Origin of the sequence: Nocardiopsis lambiniae, from assembly GCF_031845465.1 — a bacterium.
Classification (GTDB): Bacteria; Actinomycetota; Actinomycetes; order Streptosporangiales; family Streptosporangiaceae; genus Nocardiopsis; species Nocardiopsis lambiniae.
The window spans coordinates 198,547-216,050 of record NZ_JAVREP010000010.1 but is presented as its reverse complement, the minus strand read 5'-3'; the positions used below and the strand labels follow the sequence as shown (position 1 = coordinate 216,050).

Annotated in this window: 14 protein-coding genes and 1 riboswitch; of the genes, 7 read left to right on the top strand and 7 right to left on the bottom strand. The window is 73.0% G+C overall.

What is annotated here, in order from left to right; genetic code table 11:
* Positions 1-361: 361 nt before the first annotated feature.
* Entirely contained in the window at positions 362-1,414 is a 1,053-nt protein-coding gene (locus RM479_RS16775; protein WP_311512647.1) for a tRNA (adenine-N1)-methyltransferase, read from the bottom strand.
* 231 nt (positions 1,415-1,645) lie between these two features.
* Between RM479_RS16775 and ppgK the strand changes: the two genes are divergently transcribed.
* A complete protein-coding gene (gene ppgK, locus RM479_RS16770; protein WP_311512646.1) occupies positions 1,646-2,449 on the top strand; it encodes a polyphosphate--glucose phosphotransferase in 804 nt (267 codons plus the stop codon).
* A 452-nt stretch (positions 2,450-2,901) separates the two neighbouring features.
* Here the strand turns inward: ppgK and RM479_RS16765 are convergent, their stop codons facing one another.
* Positions 2,902-3,204: a hypothetical protein gene (locus RM479_RS16765; protein ID WP_274811333.1), complete on the bottom strand. Its 303-nt coding sequence runs from the start codon at positions 3,202-3,204 to the stop codon at positions 2,902-2,904.
* A 375-nt stretch (positions 3,205-3,579) separates the two neighbouring features.
* Here RM479_RS16765 and RM479_RS16760 point away from each other — a divergent pair, with 375 nt between their 5' ends.
* Complete coding sequence (locus tag RM479_RS16760; protein WP_397222395.1) at positions 3,580-4,803, top strand: helix-turn-helix domain-containing protein; 1,224 nt, start codon at positions 3,580-3,582, stop codon at positions 4,801-4,803.
* A 102-nt stretch (positions 4,804-4,905) separates the two neighbouring features.
* Positions 4,906-5,379 carry a hypothetical protein gene (locus RM479_RS16755; protein ID WP_311512644.1) on the top strand — a complete coding sequence of 158 codons (474 nt, stop codon included), beginning with the start codon at positions 4,906-4,908 and terminating at the stop codon, positions 5,377-5,379.
* Positions 5,380-5,642: 263 nt separating this feature from the next.
* On the opposite strand, the gene RM479_RS16750 is transcribed toward RM479_RS16755, so the two are convergent.
* Entirely contained in the window at positions 5,643-6,794 is a 1,152-nt protein-coding gene (locus RM479_RS16750; RefSeq protein ID WP_311512643.1) for a site-2 protease family protein, read from the bottom strand.
* 90 nt (positions 6,795-6,884) lie between these two features.
* On the opposite strand from RM479_RS16750, the gene RM479_RS16745 reads away from it, so the two are divergent.
* The 4 genes from RM479_RS16745 to RM479_RS16730 all read left to right on the top strand — a co-directional run bounded on the left by RM479_RS16745 (position 6,885) and on the right by RM479_RS16730 (position 10,437).
* Positions 6,885-7,697 carry a RecB family exonuclease gene (locus tag RM479_RS16745; RefSeq protein ID WP_274811331.1) on the top strand — a complete coding sequence of 271 codons (813 nt, stop codon included), beginning with the start codon at positions 6,885-6,887 and terminating at the stop codon, positions 7,695-7,697.
* A gap of 61 nt (positions 7,698-7,758) precedes the next feature.
* A complete protein-coding gene (locus RM479_RS16740) occupies positions 7,759-8,448 on the top strand; it encodes a response regulator transcription factor (RefSeq protein ID WP_311512642.1) in 690 nt (229 codons plus the stop codon).
* A gap of 201 nt (positions 8,449-8,649) precedes the next feature.
* Entirely contained in the window at positions 8,650-10,077 is a 1,428-nt protein-coding gene (locus tag RM479_RS16735) for a threonine/serine exporter family protein (RefSeq protein ID WP_311512641.1), read from the top strand.
* Between the two features lie 168 nt (positions 10,078-10,245).
* The gene (locus RM479_RS16730) at positions 10,246-10,437 is read left to right on the top strand and encodes a DUF5999 family protein (protein WP_274811328.1); all 192 of its coding nucleotides are present in this window, start codon (positions 10,246-10,248) and stop codon (positions 10,435-10,437) included.
* 356 nt (positions 10,438-10,793) lie between these two features.
* On the opposite strand, the gene RM479_RS16725 is transcribed toward RM479_RS16730, so the two are convergent.
* The 4 genes from RM479_RS16725 to RM479_RS16710 form a co-directional block, all read right to left on the bottom strand.
* Positions 10,794-12,017 (bottom strand): tetratricopeptide repeat protein, encoded by a 1,224-nt coding sequence (locus tag RM479_RS16725; protein WP_311512640.1) that lies wholly within the window; start codon positions 12,015-12,017, stop codon positions 10,794-10,796.
* A 219-nt stretch (positions 12,018-12,236) separates the two neighbouring features.
* A complete protein-coding gene (gene gcvP / locus RM479_RS16720; protein ID WP_311512639.1) occupies positions 12,237-15,131 on the bottom strand; it encodes an aminomethyl-transferring glycine dehydrogenase in 2,895 nt (964 codons plus the stop codon).
* Between the two features lie 98 nt (positions 15,132-15,229).
* Positions 15,230-15,323, bottom strand: a riboswitch (glycine riboswitch).
* Between the two features lie 732 nt (positions 15,324-16,055).
* Positions 16,056-16,544, bottom strand: a complete 489-nt coding sequence (locus tag RM479_RS16715) for a MerR family transcriptional regulator (RefSeq protein WP_274811407.1) — start codon at positions 16,542-16,544, stop codon at positions 16,056-16,058.
* Between the two features lie 461 nt (positions 16,545-17,005).
* Positions 17,006-17,479: a bifunctional nuclease family protein gene (locus tag RM479_RS16710; RefSeq protein ID WP_274811325.1), complete on the bottom strand. Its 474-nt coding sequence runs from the start codon at positions 17,477-17,479 to the stop codon at positions 17,006-17,008.
* Positions 17,480-17,504 lie beyond the last annotated feature (25 nt).

Below are 17,504 nucleotides of genomic sequence, written 5' to 3'. Positions count from 1 at the left end.
TTCCTAACCTCCCAGCTTGGACGAGTGTCGTAGGCCTCATTTCCAGGTCTTGCGTCATCGCAGGTCACAGTGCTACGGGATGACCCGACGTAATGAGAAAGTAACCTCCGGGGAGAGGTTCGGTCACGCCTTCGCCCCTGGCCGGCGCGGCGTCGCCGCGCACGTCGCCACCGATGAAACGCACATGTTTACGCCCCGCGAAGGATGGGCAGGGCGACCGCGGAACGCCCTCACCGCGCGTACACGAAGGCCCGCCCGGATCCAGGTTCCGGACGGGCCTTCGGTGTTTTTCGGTTGAACTCCTACCAGAACGCATGCGGCACCGGGTGACCGGTGCGGGCCAGGGGGTTCCGCGTGCGGATCACTCGGCGGTGGGTCCGGCGGCCTCCGAGGCGACCGTCCCGGCCTCCCCCTCCGGCTTCGGCGCCGTCTCCTCGACGACCTCCGCCGGCGCCTCCGACGCCACCTCCTCGGCGGGCGCCTGCGGGGCCTGCGGCTCCCGCACGGCCGACGCCGGACCGGCAGTGGCGGCACCGGCGGCGGCACGCGCGGCCTCGTAGTCCTGACCGTAGGCGCCCTTGGCCGGGCGGCGACGGCGCTCGGGCGCCTCCACCCCGTCGGCCAGGCGACGGGCGACCACCAGGAACCCGGTGTGGCCGATCATGCGGTGGTCGGGGCGCACCGCCAGACCCTCCACGTGCCAGGTCCGCAGCATCGTCTCCCACGAGCGCGGCTCGTAGAACCGGTCGTCCTCGCGCAGCTCCTCCACCACGCGCGAGAGCTGGGTGGTGGTGGCCACGTAGCAGCACAGCAGCCCGCCGGGGATCAGCGCCTTCGCGACGGCGTCGAGGCACTCCCAGGGGGCCAGCATGTCCAGGAAGATCCGGTCGACGTCGGTCTCGTCCAGTTCCTCGACCAGGTCGCCGACGGTCAGCCTCCACGCCGGGTGGGGGCCGCCGTAGAACCGCTCGACGTTCTTGCGGGCGATCTCCGCGAAGTCGGCGCGACGCTCGTAGGAGTGCACCATGCCGTTCTCGCCGACCGCGCGCAGCAGCCAGCTGGACATGGCGCCCGACCCCGCCCCGGCCTCCACGACCCGGGCTCCGGGGAAGATGTCGGCCTCCACCAACACCTGGGCGGCGTCCTTGGGGTAGACGATGGTCGCCCCGCGCTTCATGGACAGGGTGTAGTCGATGAGCAGGGGGCGCAGGGCCACATAGGCGGTGCCGGTGTTGGAGCGCACCACGCTGCCCTCGGGCCGGCCGATGAGGTCGGCGTGTTCGACCTTGCCCTTGTGGGAATGGAAGGTGCCTCCATCGTGGAGGGTGATCGTGTGCATACGACCCTTGGGGTCGGTCAACTGCACGGTGTCACCGTCGGTGAAGGGACCACGGCGGCCATGGATACCGGTCAACGTCGCTCTCGTCTTCCCAGGTTCGTTCGGTCGGGGCGATCGCCCAGCGTATCGGTCCGCCGACACCATCCGCGCACATCCGTCGCCGTCCCGGGGCGGCGACGGGCCGCCGGAACGCGGCGGACACGCGCCCCGACACCGCCGATCGTGTGCGAAGCCCCACCGGGCAGGGCAGTATCAGCCCTGCGGGTCGAGACCCGCGGACCCACGGACCACGGAGACGAGGACTCAATGTCACAGCCGACCACCGGGCTGGGGATCGACATCGGCGGCAGCGGCATCAAGGGGGCACCGGTCGATCTGGCCACCGGGGAGTTCCTCAAGGAGCGCCTGAAGATCCTCACCCCCCACGACGCGGGCCCCGAGGAGATCGCCGAGATCGTGGGCGAGATCGCCGCGCACTTCCCCGAGACCGTCGACGTCCCCCTGGGCGTCACCTTCCCCGGCGTGGTGCAGAACGGGGTGGTGCGCACCGCCGCCAACCTGAACAAGGGCTGGATCGGCACCGACGCCCGGAGCCTGTTCTCACGGGTCACGGGACGGCCGGTGCGGCTGCTCAACGACGCCGACGCCGCGGCCGTCGCCGAGGCCCGCTACGGCGCCGCCAAGGACGTGCTGGGGGTGGTGCTGATGACCACCCTGGGCACGGGGATCGGCACGGCGCTGGTGGTGGACGGACGGCTGGTGCCCAACACCGAGTTCGGGCACCTGGAGATCGACGGCCACGACGCCGAGTCCAAGGCCTCCTCCGGGGCCAAGGAGCGCGATCGGCTGTCGTACCACGAGTGGGCGCACGAACGGCTCCAGCGCTACTACCGGGTGCTGGAGGACCTGCTCTGGCCGGACCTGATCGTGGTCGGGGGCGGGGTGAGCCGCAAGTCCGAGAAGTTCCTGCCCCTGCTGGACATCCGCACCCCCATCGTTCCGGCCGAGCTGCGCAACACGGCGGGCATCGTCGGCGCGGCCCTGGCGGCGGTGGAGGCGGGTCCCGGCTCCGGTGCGGTCCCCGCGGCCCCGGACACCCCGCACTCCTGAACCCGGACCGCACCGGTCGCCCCCCGGCCGGCGCGGTCCGTCTCCCGGGCCCGTCCGGGCACCGCGGCCCCGCGAGGACCGGGGAGGGGAACGGGAAGGCGCCTCCCGGCCACGGGACGGGGCGCGCCCGCCGGCTCCGTCCCGGAGGACGGACGCCCCCGTGCCCGCCGAGAGGGCGTGTGGATGATCGCCGTGCCCCGGCCACGGGGGAGGTGCGGCCGGGGCACGGCACGGACGCGGCCCGGCCACGGAGGGACTGCGGTCGGGACGCTCCGGTCCCCCGCCGTGGTCGGGGGCGCGGGGAAGGCGCCCCTTCGACGGGGAGGTCGGGCGGGCGGGGCCGGGAGGCCCCGCCGAGGGGGAGACCGGCTCGCCCGGGGCCCGCGCGCCGTCGGTCCCGGAGGCGCGGGGCGGGCCCGGGGCCGTGCGGGCGCGGTCGGGGTCGCGCGGTCTCAGGTGCGGTCCAGGGCCCCCAGGATGCGCCGGACCGCGTCGGATGTACGGGTGGCCGGGGAGAGCGGCACACCCGCCAACGGCCGGGGCTCCCCCGGCCAGCGCATCCACCACCACAGGTCGCCCCTGTGCGGCCGCAGCAGCGCGTGCTGCGGACCGGCGTGCACGATGCCGTGCACGCCGTCCTCACGGGCCTCCACCCCGTGCGAGCGCAGTTCGGCGGCGAGCCCCCGCAGCGCGAGGTCGGCTCCGCCCGAACAGCGCCCGTCAGGGTCACCCGCCGGTGGGGTCTCGACGGTCACTCAAGCCTCCCGTGGTCGCCAACGTCCCCTCCCACGATGCCGCACCCCCGGGACCGGGAACGCACGCCTATGCGGATCACGCATGAGCTGTTGCGCACCCTTTTCCCAAGGCACGGGACGATACCGGCATAACACCAAACAGAACGGTTGAAAGCCACCAGAAGTATTTTATCGCTCTTATCCGAACATCTCGTCCTAGCAGGCAGGGAACGGCCAGCCAAGCTCCATCGAACGGCATTGTGAGAAGCCACGAAAAAGCCAGAACCGACACTTTCCATGGAATCGTCGGACCGAACACGGCCACCGACCGCACCACGAATCCCTAATCTGAACTCCATGCCCCAACTTCCACCGGACCTGTGGTCCCGACCGCGCATCGCGGCCGCTCTGGCCACCTGCGACATGGCCGCCGTCATCGAAGGCGTGCGCACCGCCCGCGGCTGGTCCCAGGGCGATCTCGCCCGCGCCGTCGACTACTCCCAGAGCTGGGTCTCCCGCGTCGTCAACGGACAACAGGCGCTCACCGTCGCCCAGGTCCACGACCTGGCCCGACGCCTGGACGTCCCCCTGCACCTCCTGCGCTTCGACGGCACCGCGCCGCCCACACCGGAGGAGATCCCCGCCGACCGGGGCGGGGAACGCGGGACGATCACGAACGGATCCCCCCAGAACGTCGTCCACACGGTCGTCAACGAGACCACCGCACCCGCCCTGCGCTCCATCACCGGCGGCCAGCGCCGCATGGACTCCACCTCGCCCACCCTCGACCTGCTGCCCAGCGCCGTGACCCACGTCCAACTGGCCGAACGGATGCTGGTCAAGGCGCGCGGCACCGGCCACCACTCCGCCGTGAGCGCCGCAGCCAGCGAGGCCTCCGGGTTCGCCGCCTGGCTGCACGCCGACCAGGGCGACATGGGCTCGGCCCGCATGCACTACCGCACCGCCGTCATCCGCGCCCGCCAGGCCGGCATGCGCCTGCTCGACGTCTACATGCTCGGCTCCCTGGCCGCCTTCGAGATCGACACCGCGGAGGACCCCGAACTGGGACTGGGACTGGTCCAGGAGGCCGAGCACGTCCTGGGCCCCTCCGCGCACCCCACCGCCCGCGCCTGGCTGGCCTGTGTGGGGGCGCTGGCCCACGCCGGGATCGGCGACCGCTCCGCCGCCGCCCACGCCATCGGCCGCGCGGAGAAGGAGATCTCCCGCTCGGGCAACATCAACCCGCCCTGGCCCTGGGTGTTCGCCTTCGACCACGCCAAGATCTCCGGCTACCGCGCCCTGGTGGGCGTGCGCCTGCGCAGCCCCCACGACGCCCGCACGGCCTTCGCCGAGGCTGCGCGACCCGTCGCCCAGGGCGCCAAGCAGTCCGCGGTCCTCAAGGTCGAACTGGCCTCCGCCCACGCCGAGGCCGGCGACGTCGACGAGGCGTTCCGCCTGGCCGTGGAGGCCCTGGAGACCGGCGTGCGCTTCGGATCGGCCCGGGTCGTGGACCGGGTGCGCTCCTTCAGGCGGCGTTACAGAGGCCCCGGCGCCGTCTGCGTGAGAGAACTCGACGACCGGCTCGCGGCGCTCGTGACCGGGACACCCGTCGCCGGGTGAGACCGACCCGCGAGAACGCCACCCACCCCTCACCGGAAGGTAGGGGCCCACTCCCTGCACTTTGGGTAGAAAGGCGGCTAAACGAACAGCAGGGAGGGTGACGTGATCCGCATCGGCATCACCGGCCATCGGAACCTGACCCCCGGCGTGAGCCGTGCCATCGCCGCGCTCATCGACGCGCACCTGACACCCCACGGACGCGCCATGGTCGGCCTGTCCTGCCTGGCGGACGGGGCCGACGCCCTCTTCGCCGAGGCCGTCGTCGCCGCGGGAGCGCCCCTGGAGGTGATCGTCCCCGCCCGGGAGTACCGCGACGGACTGCCCGCCGAGCACCACCCGCTGTACGACCGGTTGCTCTCCCGGGCCGTCCGCGTCCACGCCCTACCGCACGTGGAGTCCACGCCCCGAGCCCACGCGGAGGCCGGACGCCTCCTGGTGGAGGGCTGCGACCGGCTCGTCGCGGTGTGGGACGGCGAGCCCGCCCGCGGCCCCGGCGGGACCGCCGACGTGGTGGCCCACGCCCGATCGCTGGGCCGGCCCGTGACGGTGCTGTGGCCCGAGGGCGCCCGGAGGTGAGGCCCCGGGGTCCCGCGGACCGACGGAGGAGACCTCCGGGGCGCGGGGACGTCGACGCGGCGACCGAAGGCCCCCGTCCTCCGGGCACCCGGACACCGACCCGAGCGGAGGCTCACCGGGGCACGGGCGCCCCGGGGTCCCGTGGACCGACGGAGCGGACACCTTCGAGGAACGCCACCGTGGGGCGGCGCGAGCACGGCGACCGCACGGGCCCCTCCCGCCGCCGGAGACGCCCGAACGGGCGGGGCCCCGAAGGGCACGGGTCAGTCCCGGTCCGACATCGCCGCGTTGACATCGGCGGCGCGCAGCACCCCGTGCACATCGCCGGCGTCGTCCACCACCAGGTACTCCGGAAGCGGGTGCCCGGTCAGGAACTCCAACAGCTCCTCGCCCTCCAGCCCCCACGGCACGACGGAGTGCGCGCCCAACGCCCGCGCCACCTCCACCACCGGCGTCCACGCCCGACGCGCCGGTATGACCTCGGCGGCCATCCCCGGGTGCACGATCGACGTCGGCGTCCCGCCCGTGTCGGTCACCACGATCGCCTCGGCACCGGCCTCCCCGGCCCGCCGTTCGGCCTCCGCCAACGGGGTGTCGGCCGGCACGGCGACCGCCCTGCGGGCCAGCCCGCGCGCCCGCAACCCCGGCACCCGCGAACGCGCCCGGGCGGCGCGCAGGGAATCGGTGGCGCCCATCCACATGAAACCGCCCAGGACCAGACCCCACACCGTGCCCCAGGGGTTGAGCCCACCACCCAGCCACCCCAACAGCAACGGCGTCGCCACCACCACCAGGGCCAGGATCCGGCCGCCCCAGGCCCCCGCCACACTGCCCGCCAACGGTCGGCCCGTCAGCTTCCACACCCCGGCCCGCACCAACCGGCCGCCGTCCAACGGCAGACCGGGCAGCAGGTTGAACACGCCCACCAGCAGGTTCGCCACCCACAGCTGGAACAGCAGCTCCCCCACCACCGTGAACGGGTCCGACAGCAGGTACAGCCCGAACGCCCCCGCCGCAATCAACAGCGAGAACAACGGCCCGACGAACGCGATCCAGAACTCCCGGCCCGGGGTGGGCGCCTCCTTCTCGATCTCGGAGACCCCGCCCAGCACGTACAGCACGATCCGCCGCACCGGCAGCCCGTAGTGGCGCGCCAGCACCGAGTGCGCCAACTCGTGCACCAGCACCGAGGCGTACAACAGCAGCGCGAACACGAACGCCAACACGTACGCGATCGGCCCGAGCGCCAACCGGTCCTGCACGATCCCGCCGTAGACCAGGGTGATGAGGACCGCCACCACCCACCACGAGGCGGTGACGTAGACGGGGACCCCGAAAGGTCGGCCCAGGAGCAGCCCGGGGGCCCGGGAGCGGTCGCGGGAACGGGGCGCGGGACGATCGTTGCCGGTGGTCACGCCCCCAGGTTACGGGCCCTTCCCCGACCCCCGTCCCCACCCCCGCGACAGCGGGTGTCGCCTGTCACGGCCTTCTCATAGGCTCGGAACATGACCACCGCGCTCCTGCCGTCCGCCCTGTCGCCCTCCCGGGCGTCGGACTTCCTCCAGTGCCCGCTGCTGTTCCGGTTCCGCGCCATCGACCGGCTCCCCGAAGCGCCCAGCGCGGCGGCCCTGCGCGGCACCCTGGTCCACGCCTGCCTGGAGCGCCTGTACGAGCTGCCCGCCGAGACGCGCACCCCCCGCACCGCCGTCGGCCTGGTCGACCCCCAGTGGAACCGGCTCCGGGACAAGCGCCCGGAGGTGGAGGAGCTGTTCGCCGACGACCAGGCCCGCGACGCCTGGCTGGAGTCGGCCCGCGACCTGGTGCTCCGCTACTTCGACCTGGAGAACCCCACCGCCCTGGAGCCGCGCGACCGGGAGATGCGTCTGGAGGTGGGCCTGCCCACGGGGCTGCGGCTGCGCGGCTACGTCGACCGGCTCGACGTGACCCCCGACGGCCGGATCCGCGTCGTCGACTACAAGACCGGCAAGTCCCCCTCGCCCCGGTTCGAGGACAAGGCCAAGTTCCAGATCTTCTTCTACGCGGTCATGATCTGGCGCGACCTGGGTGTGGTCCCCACCCGGTTGCAGCTCGTCTACCTGGGCGGGGACGGGGCGATCCGGTGGTACGACCCCACCGAGGACGAACTGCGCGCCGCCGAGGCCGAGATCTCCGACATCTGGACGCGCATCGAGGCGGCCGGCCGCGCCGGGGTGTGGGAGCCCAAGAAGAGCAGGCTGTGCGACTGGTGCGAACACCAGGCGATCTGCCCCGCCTTCGGCGGCACCCCACCGCCCCTGCCCACGGCCCCGCGCGGATAGCCCCTCGGCGGGAGCACCGGGCGGTCCACGGGGCGCCCGCCGATACGGCACAATCACCCCTGTGCCCGTTTCAGTCCTGTTGGTGGACGACCAACCGCTCGTCCGCGCCGGCTTCCGCATGATCCTGGAGGCGTCCCCGCGGGCGTTCGTGGTCGGTGAGGCCTCCGACGGACGCGAGGCGGTGGCGGCGGCCCGCCGGCTGCTGCCCGACGTCGTCCTCATGGACGTGCGCATGCCCGGCATGGACGGCGTCGAGGCCACCCGTCGCATCGTCGACTGGGCCCGCCCCCTGGGACACCGCGTCCGGATCCTGGTGTTGACCACCTTCGATCTGGACGAGTACGCGGTGGAGACGCTCCGGGCGGGCGCCCGCGGCTTCCTGCTCAAGGACTCCCCGCCCGAGGAGCTGATCGGCGCCGTGGAGACCGTCGCCGCCGGAGGCTCGGTCATCTCGCCCCCGGTCCTGGCACGCCTGCTGGACCGGTACGCCCCGCTGCTGCCCTCGGTCGTGGACGAGGCTGCCCGGGCCGCCGACCCGCTCACCGACCGCGAACGCGAGGTGCTGCGTCTGGTGGCGCGCGGCCGTTCCAACGCCGAGATCGCCGCCCGGCTCGTCGTCGGGGAGACCACGGTGAAATCGCACGTGGGCCGTATCCTCACCAAGCTGGGTCTGCGCGACCGGGTCCAAGCCGTGGTGCACGCCTACGAGAGCGGTCTGGTGCGGCCCGGGGAGCCCGATGGGCAGGGGTGAGGACCCGCGCGGATCATCGTCGGCCTCCGGCGCGTTCCCCCTGCGCGCACCGCCGGACTTGGCAGGATGATCCGGTGATCGAACTCACCGGTACCCGGTGCCCGTGCGGGCGAACCCGACCCTTCGGGGCCGCGTCCCTCTCTGGGGTCGTGAGCACCGCGTCGACCGCCGAGGGGGATCGGCGGGGAGGAGAGGACGAACATGTCGGACAAGCGGGGGCGCCCGCCGTCGGGTGAGGACCGCATGCTGAGCCGCATGCGCGACTGGAGGGCCCGACACGAACGCGAGTTGACGCCGGACGGGTTCGACGACGAGGACGAGCGTCCGCTGCCCGACGCCCGGGCCATCGACCTGGTGCTGCGTGTGGGCGAGCTGATGCTCGCCAGCGGGGAGGGCACCGAGGCGGTCAGCGAGGCGATGCTCAGCCTGTCGGTGGCCTTCAACCTGCCCCGCTCGGAGGTGTCGGTCACCTTCACCACCATCACCCTGTCCACGCACCCCGGCGGCGACCAGCCGCCCATCACCGGCGAGCGCGTGGTGCGCCGCCGCAGCCTGGACTACTTCCGGGTGGGCGAGCTGCACACCCTGGTGCAGCAGGCGGCCCTGGGCCTGCTGGAGCTGGAGGACGCGGCGGCCCGCCTGGAGCAGGTCCGGCGGGCCAAGATGCCCTACCCCAACTGGGTCATCGTCGTCGGTTTCGGGCTGATCGCCTCCAGCGCCGGCGTGATGATGGGCGGCGGTCCGATCGTGGCCACGGTGGCGTTCCTGGCGGCGGTGCTGGGCGACCGCACCTCGGTCTTCCTGGCCCGGCGCGGGGTCGCCGAGTTCTACCAGATGACCGCGGCGGCGATGGTCGCGGCGACCATCGGCGTCGGGCTGCTGTGGGTCAGCTCCGAGATGGACCTGGGCCTACAGGCGGGCGCGATCATCACCGGCAACATCATGGCGCTGCTCCCGGGACGCCCGTTGGTGGCCAGTCTCCAGGACGGGATCAGCGGCAGTTACGTGTCGGCGGCGGCCCGGCTGTTGGAGACGTTCTTCATCCTGGGCGCGATCGTGTCGGGGGTGGGCGCGATCGCGTACACGGCGGTGCGCCTGGGGGTCTCGATCGACCTGGACAACCTGCCCTCGGCGGGCACCTCGATGGAGGTCCCGGTGCTGCTCGGCGCGGCCGGGATCGCGATCGCGTTCGCGATCTCGCTGGCGGTGCCGACCCGGATGCTGCCGACCATCGGCCTGTTGGGCGTGATGATCTGGGTGATCTACGCGGGGATGGGATCCCTGCTCCAGGTGCCGCCGGTGGTCGGCACCGTTACGGGCGCGGTGGCGGTGGGCGTGGTGGGCCACTGGCTGGCGCGGCGGACCCGTCGCCCGGTGCTGCCCTACCTGGTGCCGTCGATCGCGCCGCTGCTGCCGGGCAGCCTGCTGTACCGGGGGCTGATCGAGTTCACCCAGGGCACCGCGGTGTCGGGCCTGCTGTCGCTGGTGGAGGCGGTCATGGTGGGGCTGGCCCTGGGCGCGGGGGTGAACCTGGGCGGTGAGCTGGTGCGCGCGTTCCAGCGCGGCGGGTTGGCCGGGGCGGGGATGCGCAGCCGGCCGGCGGCGCGCCGGACCCGCGGCGGTTATTGATCCTTGCAAGGTGACGAGAACCACTCGTCGCCTGCGGGTATCTCACAGGGTGAGAGCGGACGACGACACAGGCAGCGTGTTTCCGACCCGAAACGCGACGATCATGTGATGTGAACCACTATTCTTGGCGTCAGCTCAACGAAGAGCCTCTAGTGAAAGGCCGACCCCATGTGCAGCCACCAGCCTCCGTGCCCGTCCTTCGAGGACACCGACCGCGAGGCGGCCCGTGTCGTCTCCAGCCATCCGGAACAGGGATGGAGTCTGCTCTGCAACGGCGTCGTCCTTTTCGACGACACCGGTGAGCTGCTGCCGGACGGCGCCGTCGTGGCACCGCACCGGCCCCGTGTCCTGGCCGCCTGACGGCGGAACCCACCGTCCCCACCGGCCCTGACCGGCCGACGACCCCGCCCGGGACCCATCGCCCCGGGCGGCGGCACGCCCGTCCGGGTCGCCCTCGGGCGGTGAGGATCGTCGCGGTCGGCGGGGAAGCGGGAGACCGCCCCCGGAGCGCGCCCGGCCCGCCGCACGAGGCCCCCGCACACCCGCCCCTCGCCCTCCGTCCGCGAAACGCGGCCCACGGCATCGCCGTGCGCGGAGCCGTCCTCGGCCGGCGGGACACCGGCCCCGTTCGTTCTGCGCCCTCGCGATGAACGCGCCGGGCGGCGTCCACGGAACGCGCCCCGGAACGGTCGGGCCCACCCGTCTTCGGGAAAGGGTCAGAGACGGTCCGGCCAGTCCTCCGCGAGCACGTCGTCCCCTCCGGTGGCCTCGGCCAGCCGGCGACGCAGATCGGCGTGCAGCCCCGGCCCCCACACGAGTTCGTCAGGGGTCCGCACCGCCTGCACCAGGGCCTCCCGCAGGACGGCCGGGCGCGACTCGCCCTCCAGTGCGGGCAGCGACACCAGCGCGTGCATCCGGGTCAGCGCCGCGAACAGCTCCGCCGCCAGCGCCGGCGCGCTGGCCGTGGCGACCGCCTCCTCCAGGTAGGCGTCCCACCAGGAGTCCTCACCCGTGGCGAACCCGCGGCGCAACCGGGCGCGCGCCTCCTCGGCGGTCTCCTCGCCGTGCCCCTCCAGCCCGGCCCGCCACACCCGGGCGGAGCCGTCGGTGTCCCCGCGCAGGGCGAGCAGCCCGGCGAGGAGTTCCACCGCCGCCCCCGCGGTGACCGGCTCGGCCTCGACGCCCCCCGCGTCGGGGTCGACGACCGCGCCGAGGTCGGCCATGGCGTGTTCGAGGTGGGCGGCGGCCCGCAGCAGACGCAGCTCCGGGTCGTCGGCGACGGACAGACCCCGGTCGGCGGCGCTCAGGGCGGCACCCGGCGAGCCGCGACGCAACAGCCGGCCGGTGAGGTCGCGGGCGGCCTCGACCAGGGTCTCCGCGTGCAGCCGGTCCGCAGGCGCGGAGCCGACCGGCGGGGAGAGCGCCGCCTCCCAGTGCGCCTCGGCCGCGGTGGCGTCCCCGCGTTCCTCCGCCGCGCGGGCCAGTCCGTGATGGGCGAGGGCCGTGTGGCCGGGTCCCGCGCCCAGGTCGAGCAGGCGACGCCAGATCCGTTCGGCCTCGGCCCCCTCGCCGCCCTGTTCCAGGGACAGCGCCAGGTGGTGGGCGGCACGGGGGGTGCGGCGCGGATCGCCGGCCTCCATCGCGCGGCGGGCCGCGTCGCGGGCGGCACCGGTGTCGCCGCGGCCGTCCTCGGTCACGGCCAGGCCCAGCAGGGCGCGGGCCCGTACGGCCGCGGGCGCGTCGGCCGCGGCGGCGCGGCGGTAGAGGTCGGCGGCGCGGTCCAGGTGGCCGTTGGCGACCAGGTCGCGGGCCTGATCGCACAGTCCGGACGCCTCCTCGGCCGAGGGCGTGGGGCCGGCCGGGGCATCGCGGGGGTCGGTGGCGCGGGGCGGCGGGTCGGCGGGGCCGGAGCGTGCGGAGGGTCCGGACGTCGTGGTCATGCTGAGCGCTTTCCGGTGGGGGTCCGCGGGGCGGGACACGCGGGTGTCGCCGCAACTCTAACGCGGGAGGGGGTCCGGGATGGGGGCTGTGGTGGTCGGTGTCGCCTCATGGGGCCCGTGTGTTCCGGTAGCGGACACACGACACACCTTTATGTCGTAGATTCACTTTATGTCCGAAATGGGGGCGTCGCCCGGTGTCGGGCGACGCCCCCTCGGGGCCTACAGCTCGAAGGCCTCCGGCGGCGGGCAGGAGCACACCAGGTTCCGGTCACCGTAGGCCTGGTCGATGCGGCCCACCGGCGGCCAGTACTTGTCACGGCGCAGGGACGGCACCGGGTAGGCGGCGTCCGCGCGGGAGTACCCGTGCCCCCACTCGTCGGCCGTGACCTCCTCGGCGGTGTGCGGGGCGTTCTTGAGCGGGTTGTCCAGGGCGTCCCACTCCCCCGCCGCGACCTTGTCGATCTCGGCGCGGATGGCGATCATCGCCTCGATGAACCGCTCCAGTTCGGCGAGGTCCTCGCTCTCGGTCGGCTCCACCATCAGGGTGCCGGCCACCGGGAAGGACATCGTCGGAGCGTGGAAGCCGTAGTCCATCAGCCGCTTGGCGACGTCCTCGTTGCTGACGCCGCTCGCCTTCTGGAGCGGGCGGATGTCGATGATGCACTCGTGGGCCACCAGGCCGTTGGCGCCGGTGTAGAGCACCGGGTAGTACGGCTCCAGGCGCTTGGCCACGTAGTTCGCCGACAGCACGGCGACCTCGGTGGCGGTGCGCAGCCCCCGCTCGCCCATCATCCGCACGTACGCCCAGGAGATCGGCAGGATGCCCGCCGAGCCGAACGGGGCGGCCGAGACCGGGCCCACGCCGGTGTGCGGACCCGCCTCCGGCTGGCCCGGGTGGTTGGGCAGGAAACCGGCCAGGTGGGAACGGACCGCGACCGGGCCCACGCCCGGACCGCCGCCGCCGTGCGGGATGCAGAAGGTCTTGTGCAGGTTGAGGTGGCTGACGTCGGCCCCGAACTCGCCCGGCTTGGCCCAGCCCAGCAGCGCGTTGAAGTTGGCGCCGTCGACGTAGACCTGACCCCCGGCCTCGTGGACCAGGCGGCACACCTCGGTGATGGTGTCCTCGTACACGCCGTGCGTGGACGGGTAGGTCACCATGATCGCGGACAGCGCGTCGGCGTGCCGCGCGATCTTGGCGCGCAGGTCGTCCAGGTCGATGTTGCCGCCCTCGTCACAGGCCACGACGGCGACGCGCATGCCGGCCATCACCGCGCTGGCGGCGTTGGTGCCGTGCGCGGAGCCGGGGATGAGGCACACGTCGCGGTGGTCCTCACCGCGCGAGCGGTGGTAGCCGCGGATGGCCAGCAGACCGGCGAACTCGCCCTGGGAACCGGCGTTGGGCTGGAGGGACACCGCGTCGTAGCCGGTGATCTCGGCCAGCCAGGCCTCCAGGTCGCGGACGATCTCGACCGAGCCGGCCGCCTGGTCCAGCGGGGCGAGCGGGTGCAGGCCCGCGAACTCCGACCAGGTGACCGCCTCCATCTCGGTGGTGGCGTTGAGCTTCATGGTGCACGAGCCCAGCGGGATCATCGTGCGGTCCAGCGCCAGGTCGCGGTCGGACAGCCTGCGCATGTAGCGCAGCAGCGAGGTCTCGCTGCGGTGGGTGTTGAACACCGGGTGGTCGAGGTAGTCCACACCGCGCGCCAGTTCGGCGGGGAAGCGCCGACGGTCCTCGTCGACGACCGGGGCGCCCTCCTCCGGGGCCCGGCCGGACTCGCCGAACGCGTTGAGCACGGCGGCGACGTCGGCGGGGGTGGTCGTCTCGTCCAGGCTGACACCGACGGTGTGCGCGTCGACGCGCAGCAGGTTGTAGCCGGCGGCCAGGGCGTTCTCCAGCACGCGGTCGGCGCTGGGCACCCGCACGCGCAGGGTGTCGAAGAAGGACGCGTGGACGATCTCGAAGCCGCGCGCGGTCAGGGCGTCGGCCATGTCCATGGCGTGCGCGTGCACCTGCTCGGCGATCGCGCGCAGGCCGTGCGGGCCGTGGTGGACGGCGTACATCCCGGCCATGACGGCCAGCAGCACCTGGGCGGTACAGATGTTGCTGGTGGCCTTCTCACGGCGGATGTGCTGCTCGCGGGTCTGGAGGGCCAACCGGTAGGCGGGACGGCCGGCGGCGTCGACCGAGACGCCGACGAGGCGGCCGGGGATCTGGCGACGCAGTTTCTCGGTGACGGACATGTAGCCGGCGTGCGGGCCGCCGAAGCCGAGTGGGACACCGAAGCGCTGGGTGGAGCCCACCGCGATGTCCGCGCCCAGGTCGCCGGGGCTGCGCAGCAGGGTCAGGGCGAGGATGTCGGCGGCGACCACGGCCAGGGCGCCGCGTTCGCGGGCGGCGGCGATGAGGGCGCTCGGGTCGCGCACCACGCCGCTGGAGGCGGGGTACTGGACCAGGACGCCGAAGGCGTCGCCGTCGGGCAGCCCCTGGGACAGATCGGCCACGACGACCTCGATGCCGAGGGGTTCGGCGCGGGTGCGCAGTACCTGGAGGGTCTGGGGGAAGACGTCGGAGTCGACGACGAAGACGTCCGCCCTGCTCTTGGAGGCGCGGCGGGCCAGGGTCATGGCCTCGGCGGCGGCGGTCGCCTCGTCCAGGAGGGACGCACCGCAGACCGGCAGGCCGGTGAGGTCGGAGACCATGGTCTGGAAGTTGATGAGGGCTTCGAGCCGGCCCTGGGAGATCTCCGGCTGATAGGGCGTGTAGGCCGTGTACCAGGCCGGGTTCTCCATGATGTTGCGCAGGATCACCGGCGGGGTGAAGGTGCCGTGGTAGCCCTGGCCGATGAGGGGGGTGACGACCTTGTTGCGGGCGGCCAGGTCGCGCAGCTCGGCGAGGGTCTCGGCCTCGCCGATGGCCTCGGGCAGGTCCAGCGGGGCGTTGCGACCGGGGGCGGTGAGGATGCTCTCGGGGACGGCGGCGGCCATGATCTCGGCGGTGGAGCCGTAGCCGACCGTCTTGAGCATCTCCTCGATGGCACCGGGCGAGGGTCCGACGTGGCGGTCGGCGAACACCCGGGCGGGCGCGCCGGGGACGTTCACGGGCTGGTCGGACACGGAGACCTCCTGGTGACAGGGCCGATACGGATCGGCGGTGTTCCTCACGGTCTCCCCCTCTGTCACCGGACACGAGGGTGCCCAGGCTTCAGAGCGGCCTCCTTCGCGCGGTCCGTGGTGCCTGAGAGGTTACTGGGGAGTATTGCCCCGTCGGCGCCCCTGGGATCCAGGGGTCTCTCCCGCGCGGTATCGACAGCCTGCTGACGGTGTGCACTTGTAAGGACAGGGCGAATGTCGGTTTTCATCCCTGTTGTGGTTACGACCGTACTCGATTCCGCGCCCGGGAGCCGAGCCGCCCCGCGCGTTCCGCGCGCCACGTCCCCGCCCTCTTCGCGCGCGCGGGCACCGGATCATCACCGGGGCGGCCGAGGGAACGACGAGGGCCCGTGCGGCCGTCCCTCCGCACGGGCCCTCCACCGCCCTCTCTCGGACGGTTCCCGACGGGGCCCACGGGCCCCACGCCCTCTTCTCTCGGACGGTCCGGGAACGACCCCGGGCCCGATCGCGTCGGTGCGCCGACGCGGAAGGGCCCGTGCGGCCGTCCCTCCGCACGGACCCTTCCCCCTCTCCTCTCGGACAGGACGTATGGAGAGGTTCGCGCGGCCGTCCATCCGCGCGAACCCCTCATCACTCACTCTGTCATCACCTTCGGACGATCCGCGGCCGGACCGCCGTATCCGACGGCGACGATCCCTCGTCCGGGGGTGCCGTCGGGCACGCCCCCGGGTCGGTCGGTCTCGGGGGCCGGTCGGCCGTGCGCGAGCGAAGCCGCGTCGAACCGGCGCGGCCGGGCCGGGGACGACGGTGCGCGGGGTTCGGGCGGGCTCGGGTCCGCCGCGGGGGCGCGTTCGCGCCCCGGTCGGGTGGGACACCGGCGGTCCGGATCCGCTCGCGCGGACCGTCACCGGCTCGCGCCGACAGGGGTCAGCCGATACGGCGTTCCCGCCGACGCCGGGCCAGCTCGTCCATCGGGGCGGGGGTCACCGGGGGCAGGTCGCCGCGCTCCTCGTCCGGGACCACGCCCAAGGTCTCCTCCAGCTCCCGCCAGACGTTGGCCAGCGCCAGCCCGAACATGCCCTGGCCGCGCTGCATGAGGTCGACGACCTCCTCGGGGGAGGTGCACTCGTAGACGCTGACACCGTCGCTCATGAGGGTGATCCGGGCCAGTTCGGGGGCGGGGCGACCGCGCAGGTGATCGACCGCGGTACGGATCTGCTGGAGGGATATCCCGGTGTCCAGGAGCCGTTTGGCCACCTTGAGGAGGAGTATGTCGGGGAGGCTGTACAGGGGGGCGTTGTGGGCGCCGGTGCGCACGCTCGGCTCCACCAGGCCGGTTCTGGCCCAGTAGTCGAGTTGGCGGTAGGTGATCCCTGCGGCCGTGCACGCCGCGGGGCCCCGATACCCGACGTCCATAGGCAGCGCCACCACGTCCTCTTCGCACAGTAGGCCCTGCTGCCCCGCTAGCCGCAGCATGGACCGCCTGTCATGGGGTTCCCGCTTGCCGCTCGCTACCGCCACGCCGACCTCCGGCTCCTCGTCCCGCGGCGGTATCGACAGGGGATGTCCACAGAGGGAACGGGTGCGCCGCGGGTTCCACTGCACCGACCGTAGGACGACCGGAGGGCAGCGTCAACGACACCCCTCGGCGCGTCGTCAAGTGCGCGCTCCCGGGCGTCCCGGTGCCGCGGCGGTCGCGCGACGCGCGCGTCCTCCGCTTTTCGGCCCCGACCACGACGATCAATTCCCCAATCCCAATCTAACACCGGAGGCAAGGGACGAAGCCGCAGGTCGCGGCCGTGTCCAGCCCGGAACCCCATCGAGATGACCTGTTCCCGGGGCGCGGCGAGAGGCGGCTCCCGCCGACACCGCCCCCGCTACTCCGCTCGGCGCTCGAAATCCTCGGGCGAGATGTTGTCGAGGAATTCCCGGAAGGCCTCGACCTGATCCTCCTGCTCATCCGGGATGGGCATCCCCGCCTCATCGATCACGTCCTCGTGGGCGTAGATCGGTGTCCCGGTCCGCAGGGCGAGGGCGATCGAGTCCGAGGGGCGGGCGCTGACCTCCGCGCCGTTGCTGAACACCAGTTCGGCGTAGAAGATGCCGTCGCTCAGGCCCGTGATGTTCACCGTCGTGAGCCTGGTCCCGAGGGCGTCCAGGACGTCCCGGAAGAGGTCGTGGGTGAGTGGTCGGGCCGGAACGACGCCCTGCTGCGCCAGAGCGATCGCGGTCGCCTCCACCCCACCGATCCAGATCGTCAGGTAGCGGTCACCATCGGACTCCTTGAGCAGGATTATCGGCTGATTCGAGGGCATCTCAACCCGGACGCCGACGAACTCCATGTGCTTCACAGCGGCTCCGTCCCACGAGTCGTCA